This is a genomic window from Alphaproteobacteria bacterium (assembly GCA_019746225.1).
Taxonomy (GTDB): Bacteria; Pseudomonadota; Alphaproteobacteria; order Paracaedibacterales; family VGCI01; genus VGCI01.
This window is the reverse complement of record JAIESE010000044.1, coordinates 19703-28624: the sequence shown is the minus strand read 5'-3', so window position 1 is coordinate 28624 and position 8922 is coordinate 19703. Positions and strand designations below refer to the sequence as shown.

7 protein-coding genes are annotated in these 8922 nt (G+C 45.5%); 3 read left to right on the top strand and 4 right to left on the bottom strand.

The features are described 5' to 3' along the window. The coding region (locus K2Y18_08390; GenBank protein ID MBX9805753.1) for a hypothetical protein at window positions 1-463 on the top strand (463 nt) is incomplete at its 5' end. An 8-nt stretch (window positions 464-471) separates the two neighbouring features. On the opposite strand, the gene K2Y18_08385 is transcribed toward K2Y18_08390, so the two are convergent. The 4 genes from K2Y18_08385 to K2Y18_08370 all read right to left on the bottom strand — a co-directional run bounded on the left by K2Y18_08385 (window position 472) and on the right by K2Y18_08370 (window position 6435). Then, window positions 472-2709 (bottom strand): PBP1A family penicillin-binding protein, encoded by a 2238-nt coding sequence (locus K2Y18_08385; protein MBX9805752.1) that lies wholly within the window; start codon window positions 2707-2709, stop codon window positions 472-474. 20 nt (window positions 2710-2729) lie between these two features. After that, window positions 2730-4709: a DUF4118 domain-containing protein gene (locus K2Y18_08380; protein ID MBX9805751.1), complete on the bottom strand. Its 1980-nt coding sequence runs from the start codon at window positions 4707-4709 to the stop codon at window positions 2730-2732. 90 nt (window positions 4710-4799) lie between these two features. Next, window positions 4800-5630, bottom strand: a complete 831-nt coding sequence (locus K2Y18_08375; protein MBX9805750.1) for an outer membrane beta-barrel protein — start codon at window positions 5628-5630, stop codon at window positions 4800-4802. Between the two features lie 31 nt (window positions 5631-5661). Beyond that, the gene (locus tag K2Y18_08370; GenBank protein ID MBX9805749.1) at window positions 5662-6435 is read right to left on the bottom strand and encodes a porin family protein; all 774 of its coding nucleotides are present in this window, start codon (window positions 6433-6435) and stop codon (window positions 5662-5664) included. A 192-nt stretch (window positions 6436-6627) separates the two neighbouring features. Here K2Y18_08370 and ettA point away from each other — a divergent pair, with 192 nt between their 5' ends. Together ettA and K2Y18_08360 are read left to right on the top strand one after the other, a co-directional pair. After that, a complete protein-coding gene (gene ettA, locus K2Y18_08365; protein ID MBX9805748.1) occupies window positions 6628-8307 on the top strand; it encodes an energy-dependent translational throttle protein EttA in 1680 nt (559 codons plus the stop codon). A 10-nt stretch (window positions 8308-8317) separates the two neighbouring features. Beyond that, a complete protein-coding gene (locus tag K2Y18_08360) occupies window positions 8318-8803 on the top strand; it encodes an Lrp/AsnC family transcriptional regulator (GenBank protein ID MBX9805747.1) in 486 nt (161 codons plus the stop codon). Window positions 8804-8922 lie beyond the last annotated feature (119 nt).

Genomic DNA, 8922 nt, shown 5'->3' with positions numbered 1-8922 from the left:
TTTGTTGGGCCTCGAAGTCAGATTTCAAGGTGGTCATGTTAATTATGCGGGTCTCACGATTGTGAATGATCCAAGATATCAAGCCCTTACAAGCACTGAAAAGCTTGTGGATTCTATTATGTTCCAGCCATTACAGGCTCCACCATTTTTATTGCTGGTTGCCATTGCTAAAAGCCCGAATGGAGCCCCAGTCATCATTCCGGGAAAGTTTGATATCCTCCAAAAGACAAACTTGAACGGATTTGTGCTCAAAGATAGCCAAGGGAGGCTGTTTTATTATTCGGGCTATGTGCTCAGCACGCCTGGATGGAAGAATCTTCAACCAGGGCAAGGCTTTCAGGATAAGTTTTGTAAAGTTCCATCCGAATTGGCTACGTGCTCTCCCCAAAATATTGTCACAGTTGTTTTGAAAAAGCCTCTTGAGGCTCTGAAAGATATTCCCTATCTGGGTCAGGTGAAGTAACGAGGAGCTTACCCCTCTTCTTGAACCAAAAATGTATCTTCTTGGGGCAAGGCTACTTCTAATTGAACTTCTGGTTCTTCTTGTTCTTTAAGTTTACCAAAGCCAACGACGGGCTTATTTGCCATGGCTTCTTTCATAAACTTCGCAAAGATGGGAACAGCAACATGGGATGCAGATTCGTCGGCACCCAAAGTTTTGGGGGACGGGAAACCAACAAATACACCGACGACAAGATCTGGAGTAAAGCCGACAAACCAGCTGTCTTTAAAATCATTCGTGCTTCCCGTCTTGCCTGCGATGGGGCGCTCTAGGCTTAAGAGACTTTTTGCGGTTCCTATTTGCACAACGTCTTCCATCATTTTAATGAGTAGGCGAGTGGATTTAGAACTGGCAACGCGTGTTTTCGGGAGGGGTTGTGATTGGTAAACTGCCTGGTTGTGGCGATCTACAACTTCGTCGATGAAAATAGGGGAAATCTGAAGCCCCCCATTGGCGATCATTCCGTAGGCGGTCGTTAGCTTTAAGAGGGTTGTTTCCGCAGCACCCAAAGCCATGGCAAGCTGATGGGGTAGTTTTTCAACAAGACCAAAATTTTGGGCAGTTTTATCGATCCTATTCATCCCGATTTGTTGTGCCAAACGCACTGTCATCACATTCCGAGAATAAATAAGTCCGGCTCGTAAAGGGGTTGGTCCATAAAATTTATTCGTAATATTTTTAGGCGCATAAATGCCCATTTTGCCGCCAACGTTGAGCATGATAGGAGCATCCAAAACTTTAGTTTCTGGGGTATAGCCGTGTTCTAAGGCCGTTAGATACACAAAAGGTTTAAAGGCGGATCCCGGTTGTCTTCTTGCTTGGGTGGCACAATTATACTGACTTTTCCCAAAGTCATAGCCGCCAACCATTGCGAGAACATGTCCATTATTCGGATCAAGAGCAACAAATCCCCCCGTAATTTCTGGAATCTGTTCTAATCGATACGTCTCCCCTTTCACAAGGGAAACAGCAATAACGTCACCGGTCTTCAAGACCTCCTCAGGATGGGCAATTTTGGGGCCAAGGGTTTGGTCAGGCAGATTTTTTTGAGCCCAAAGGAGTTCTTTTAAAGGAATCTTTCCTTTTTCGCCATTTTTAAGCCCAATTCTTGCTTCGTGGGCAGTTGTCTCTAACACAACGGCAAGCGACCATTCACCCAGTCCTGGGGGGGGAGGTATTTTCTTCAAGGCGAAGTCCCAGGTATCATTGTCATAGAGGTCGAGGTCTACTTTTTCAATCGGACCCCGCCATCCATGCCGTCGGTCATAAGAGATGAGACCCTGCTTTAATGCCTTAACGGCGATGGCTTGGAAATTTGGATTCAAAGTTGTTTTCACTGTAAGACCACCTTGTGTGAGAACATCTTCTCCGAGATGGTTTATAAGCTCTTGGCGAATATATTCTGTATAATAATTGGGCTGATTTTTCTCATCAGTTTCTTGGGATATAGTCAAGGGTTCATCCTTTGCTGAATGAGCTTCAACTTCATTTAGAACGCCTTCTTCTTGTAAGCGATCAATTACCCAATTTCGACGGGCTGTCGCGCGCGTCAAATCCTTTTGATTTGGATAAAAGGAAGGGGCCTTGGGCATGGCTGCAAGGAAGGCACATTCGGCAATCGATAGCTCATCCAAGGATTTATTAAAGTAGGTTGATGCAGCTGCAACCACTCCGTAAGCGCCCATTCCTAAATATATCTGATTTAGGTAAAGCTCCAGAATGCGCTCCTTTGTGAAAGCGGATTCTAACCTTAAGGACATAATTGCTTCTTTGACCTTTCGGTCAAAAGATCGCTCGTTACCAACAAGAAAATTCTTGGCGACTTGTTGGGTGATGGTGGAGCCTCCTAAGGGGCGCGAAAGCCAGGACCCTTGCGTGCTGTTTGAGACAAAGGCACGAGCAATGCCGTTGATATCCAAACCGCAGTGGTAGAAGAAGTTCTTATCTTCAGCTGCTAAGAAACTGTTAATAACAAGGGAGGGGATCTTGTCTAAAGGAACATACGTACGTCGTTCTTTTGAAAACTCTCGTAACGTGTCTCCATTTGCTGCCTCAATCCGGTTGGTGGTTAGGGGCTCGTAGCTATGGAGGAAGTCATAATCAGGGAGACCGCGTCCATAATAAAAGAACATAAAAAAAATGGCCACCCCAGTTGAGGTAAACAGAAACGTTAACATCGTGAGCCAATTGAGAAGGCGACGTATCATTTTCTAGTATCTATTAATCCTCATCTGTCACGTTTTTTTATATGGTTTAATCGATCAATCGCCAAGGCAGCTTGATCAATGAGTGTTTGTGCAATTCTAAAATCATCAATTGTTAATTGATCTTTTAATGCCCAAATACCAACCACTCCTAAACTATTGTTTCCTATTTTTATGGGTAAGTAAAGATAGCGAGCATCTGAGAAATTGTCAGTGAATCGTCCACTGCGGCTTTGGTGAGCTAACGCCCACTGAATGGCGCTTTCGTCGGATGTGGTCAGGCCGAGGTCTCTTTCCTCTGGGTACTGTATTGCAGGAGTTAGATTCTCGTGAATTTCCCAAAAGGCAATGACAGAAATATTTAAAAACCGGTAAAGTTCTTGGCAAAGAAGTGCTAGGACATCGTCCCTGTATTTGCAAAGAGTAAGTTTTTGAACAAAGTTTGAATAGAAACGAATTTGGCGCAATCTGCCTTGAGTCGTCGAAATGACATTACGGGAGTGTATGGACAAATTTGATATGACGAGTGCCGCAAAAACAAAGGACAGAAAAGTCAATCCTCCTTCTAAGCTTATGATACTTAAATGGTATTTTGGGTTCATAAAGATGGTGTTGTAGGCCAACGTGCCGACAAAGGTTGCCAAAAGTGCGGGCCGGAACCCAAATTTAATCGAGACCAAGATGATGCTTAAGAAAAAGAACGTCGAGATACTCGTGATTGAGGTGTGTTTTACGATTTCTCCGGCAGCAAACAACATACTTAAGGTAATGAGAAGGCTGTAAACATAGGGGAGAATGCTCTTATGGAAGGGCTTCTTGGGGGTTGGAGCAATCTGATGAGGTCCATTTTCTTCCGTTGGGATAACTCGTAAAGTCAAAGAAGGGTGAAAGGATAAAATTTCTTCAGCCACAGACCTTGCACGTAATACTTGACCAATCAGAGGAACTCTTTGCAAGAAGCTGCGCTTTTGATGTTGTCCGACAAGCATATCCGTGACGTTATTTGCAAATGCATACTGAAGAAGTGTTTCCGCAACATCGGTTCCGTCAAGGGCAACGACCTCTTCAGCGCCTAATTCCTGTGCGAGATGGAGGGTGCGAGAGAGTTGCTGTTGAACGCTTAAGGATCGCGTTTCATCATCAGGCGTTTCAACAGTAACAGCTGCCCATTTGGCTTGCATCCGATCTGCAACGCGACAGGCAATACGAACCAAATTTTCGCTTGACGGTTCAGTGCCGACGCAAACCATAACGCGATCACTTGCTGGCCAAGGACCTTGCTTCTTCCGCTGTTGGACGTCGTGGGACATTTCTTCGTCTGCAACTGCTACTGTGTGCCGCAAGGCAAGCTCCCGCAAGGAAAGTAAGTTGGAACGGTTGAAGTAATTTTCAATGGCGGTAATGGCTTGCTCTGGGACGTACACTTTTCCATCTGCAAGGCGTTGAAGTAGGTCATCGGGGGGCAAATCAATCAATTGAACTTCATCGGCAGATTGAATGAAAGCGTCGGGAATGGTTTCTCGAATAGTGATATGGGTCATTTGCTCCACCATATCTTTTAAGCTTTCAAAATGCTGGATGTTGAGGGTTGTGTAAACATTGATGCCATGTTCAAGAATCTCTTGGATGTCATTATATCTTTTTGGGTGCCGGCTTCCTGGCAAATTGCTGTGGGCGCATTCATCTATGAGTACAAGTTTAGGGGCCCGTGCCAGGACGCCATCAAGATCAAGTTCTTTGAATTTCTTCCCCCGGTAAGTAATGACTTTTCTGGGGAGGATTTCGAGATTTTTGAGTTGATCTTCGGTTTCTTTACGCTTGTGGGTTTCAACGAGGCCCACGACGACATCAACACCTTCTTGTTTGCGCTCAGCAGCTGCTTGAAGCATCGCGAACGTCTTTCCAACGCCAGGGGAGGCACCTAGAAAAATCTTGAGATGTCCTTTTGGGAAAAGGCGGGTTGACGTTCCCTTTTCAGGGGGGGGATCAGTTCGCAGAGCCACAGAAAACAAACCTCTTCTAAAGGTGCGTATATATTAAATTAGACGGGATTTCCGTAGCTCTTGCAAGGGCCAAAGCGAAATCTTTCTAACTTATGGTTTTCTACAATTTTTTGGTGGCTTTTTACACTCTGTTGACGGTTCGTCACTTTCTTTTGGTCTTTTATACTTTTTCCGTTTCCTCTCTTTTTTTTCGCAATTGTCTGAATAGTCCACGGAGCTTAACTTATAATTAATACGGAACATGAAGGCACTTGAGGATGGCTGAATGTTGATTTGGCGTTGGATCGTGGAATTCGAATTAACGAGAGTAAGGGTGTAATCTTTATGATGCCTGTAACTATATTCTGCTCCCCAAGAAAAGCGATTTGAGATGCAAAATTCTGTACCCAAGGCTACAACAAATCCTATGCTCGTTGAAGCTGCTGAGCCACTCGCTAAATGTGAGTTGCTTGCCGTGCTGGCCTTCCAATGTCCACTACTCGGTCCCAATTTAATATAGGGTGCTGCTTGCCCTTCGATTAGATAGCCAATTTTAAGCGTAAGATCAACAGCTCGCTTAAACAGAGCAGTCGTTGATAGATCTCCTGTTGCTGTATTTGGGACAAACGTCCCAATGGTGCTTTTCTTGCCCTTCGTTGTGCAATAGTTAAAACTGAGTTCGGGTCCCATTAACACTTTAGTATTTCCAACGAGGTTCATCCAGTCGATCGCAATTCCGCCTAACACTCCGCGGCCTGAAACATCTGAAGTATCTTTTCCAATTGGAACAGTGTCAGTCCGTGTAAATTGAATTTTAGTATCGAGGGTGCCATAACCTCCTTGCAAACACGCCCTCACTCCTTCAAAAGGAGAGTCAGGGAATGCTTCTTGGCAGACCACAAGGCTTGAGAGTCCCACTATCCACTTTGTTATTTTCATCATACTTTCCTAAATAAATTATATTTCGCGTCGTCTATTGGGGGTTTCTGGATCTTTTGCGTTTTCTCTTTTTTTCCGGTGGTGTTTCAGCATAATCCGGAGCGCAAAATCTATAATTTAGACGAAACATTATGGCATGCGAAGTTGGGGCTACATCTACCGAACGAATAGTGAGCCCATTTGGCTGGGTAATGTTATGGCTTAGATTTTTAGGTCGACGGTAGTTATATTCACCTCCCCAAGAGATGCGATCTGAAAGCGGGAACTCAGCTCCAACTCCCAATATAAGCCCCAGACCATTAGCCGCTGAAACTGATTTTGTATTTGTGAAAGTGTTGGTTGACAGGGACCGCCAGCGAGAACGGCTTGGTCCAACTTTAAAGTAGGCAAGAGCTGCTCCTTTTGCCATATAGCCAACCTTCATGGTTAAATCAATCGACCGGCTGAATTCGACAGTTGTTTCCCAACTTGCTCCTGGAGTAGGGTCAAAAAAGGTCCCTTTTGTGCTTTTCCTGCCGATCGCTTTTGTAAAGTTTAAACTGCCCTCTACACCAAGTAGCATATCTGAGTTACCGAGAATGCGACACCAATCAAGAGTGATTCCACCAATCGTTCCCCGACCGGAAATGTCAGACATATCTGATGCATTTGGGGCTTGAGTTCGAGCATAATGAACCGTGCTATCAATGAGAGCATAGCCGACCTGGATGCCACCGCGCACACTTTCAAAAGATGGATTCGCCCAAATGGCTTTATGGCACAGAACAACACCCATCAAGCAGATTATCCATTTTTGGACTTGTTTCATGGTGCCTCATAATTAAAAAAAAATTAATTCAAATTTTACATAAATTATTGTCCTTCGACCTCTTTCAGAAAGCAAGCCTCTTTTTTCACAGGGTGTTTCCGAAGGGTATGTTAATTTCTCTAGGAAAACGACCTATTTTGCCGTATAAACAAGTACAACTTTAAGTAACTTCTATTAGGGAAGGTTTCGACGATGGCCAGCTATCAATATATCTATGTGATGAAAGATCTCTCCAAGATTTATCCCGGAGGTCGGGAAGTTTTGAAAGATGTCACTTTGTCCTTTTTTCCAGGCGCAAAGATTGGCGTCATCGGTGCCAACGGCGCTGGTAAATCAACGCTCCTCAAAATCATGGGGGGTATAGACAAAGAATATAACGGAGAAGCCTGGGCGGCCGAAGGGGCAACCGTGGGTTATCTTTCGCAAGAACCGGAGCTTGATGCCACGCTCGATGTTGCTGGCAATGTCATGGCTGGATTGGCATCCACGAAAGCTCTATTGGATCGGTTTGAGGCCATTAACGCACGTTTTTCTGAACCTTTGACAGATGAGGAAATGAACAATCTTGTGACCGAACAAGCGGAAGTCCAAGAAAAAATTGATGCACTGGATGCTTGGGATTTGTCGCGCCAAATCGAGATTGCGATGGATGCGTTGCGCTGCCCTCCAGGAGATGCGGATGTCGCAAAGTTGTCCGGTGGGGAACGTCGTCGCGTGGCTTTATGTCGCCTGTTGATGCAAAAGCCTGATCTATTACTGTTAGACGAGCCAACAAACCACCTTGATGCAGAATCGGTGGCGTGGCTGGAGCGTTTCTTGCAAAACTATCATGGAACGGTCGTCCTTGTGACCCATGATCGGTATTTCCTGGACAACGTTGTGAATTGGATTTTGGAATTGGATCGGGGACAAGCATTCCCCTACGAGGGAAATTATTCCAATTGGTTGGAACAAAAACAAAAACGATTGATGCTTGAGCAGCGTCAAGAAACGGGCCGTCAAAAGCAGCTCGCCCGTGAGTTAGAGTGGATTCGTCAGTCTCCGAAAGCCCGTCAAAGTAAGAGCAAAGCCCGTATTCAGGCTTATGAATCCTTGCTGAACCAAACCCATGACCAAGGGACTGGGGATGGCGCAATTACGATTCCGGCAGGACCTCGTTTGGGGGACAATGTCATCGAAGCTAAGGCTTTAAGCAAAGGGTATGGGGAGCGTCTGCTCATTGATTCCCTGGACTTCCGTTTGCCACCTGGTGGGATCATTGGTGTTGTTGGACCCAATGGCGCAGGAAAGACTACCTTGTTCCGCATGCTCACAGGGCATGATAAGCCTGACGCCGGTGATTTGAAAGTTGGAGAGTCTGTGGTGATGGGGTATGTGGACCAATCGAGAGATGCCTTAAACGCGGTGAAGACCGTTTGGGAAGAGATTTCAGGGGGCAACGACGAAATACTGCTGGGGAAACGAACGATCCCAAGCCGCGCCTACTGTGCCTTATTTAATTTTAAAGGGGGCGATCAGCAGAAACGCGTTGGTCAGTTGTCGGGCGGTGAAAGGAATCGAGTCCACTTGGCAAAGGTTTTAAAATCTGGGGCGAACGTGTTGTTATTAGACGAACCGACCAACGATTTGGATGTAGAAACCTTGCGCTCTTTGGAAGAAGGATTGCTGGATTTTGTTGGATGCGCGATTGTCATCAGCCATGATCGGTGGTTTTTGGATCGAATCGCTACCCATATTCTTGCTTTCGAAGGTGAAAGTCAGGTTGTTTGGTATGAAGGCAATTATCAATCTTATGAAGAAGATCGCAAAAGACGATTGGGGATGGCGGCCGATCAGCCTCATCGAATAAAATATAAACCTCTGGTTCGGTAGGGATAAAGAAGTGAGCGCACCATTAGATTCAGTTGATTTACAGATATTGAAAGATCTGCAAGCCGATGGCCGAATCACGAATGTGAAGCTGGCCGAGAATGCGGGTATTTCTGCCCCTCCTTGTTTGCGTCGGGTAAGGGGGCTCGAAGAAGAAGGGGTGATAGAAAGCTATCACGCCGCTCTCAATGCGAAAGCGCTGGGGTTTCAAGTCACCATTTTTGCTCAAGTGGGTCTTTCAAGCCAAAGCGATGGGGATCTTCGGTCTTTTGAAGCAAAAGTTCTTGAATGGCCTTTGGTTCGAGAGTGCCATCTGATTGCGGGAGAATCAGATTATTTCCTCAAAATTGTTGCCAGAAACTGGGATGAGTACCAACAATTCCACTCCGAAGAGTTGACCACTTTACCCACCGTTGCGAGTGTGAAATCGAAACTTGTCATTCGAACAACAAAACAAATTCCGGGTGTTCCCGTTGAATTGGTTAAGTCCCGAGGGTGAGGGATCAAGGCATGCTTCTGTAAGCACACTTCAATTTGTTCACAAAATACAATGCTATATGCCGTCATTGCGAGGAGTGAAGCGACGAAGCAATCCAGGGGCCTAGGACAAGTTTCTGG

Coding starts and splice junctions, on each gene's coding strand:
- K2Y18_08385 (MBX9805752.1), bottom strand. CDS start 2,709: ATGATACGTCGCCTTCTCAATTGGCTCACGATGTTAACGTTTCTGTTT.
- K2Y18_08375 (MBX9805750.1), bottom strand. CDS start 5,630: ATGATGAAAATAACAAAGTGGATAGTGGGACTCTCAAGCCTTGTGGTC.
- ettA (MBX9805748.1), top strand. CDS start 6,628: ATGGCCAGCTATCAATATATCTATGTGATGAAAGATCTCTCCAAGATT.
- K2Y18_08370 (MBX9805749.1), bottom strand. CDS start 6,435: ATGAAACAAGTCCAAAAATGGATAATCTGCTTGATGGGTGTTGTTCTG.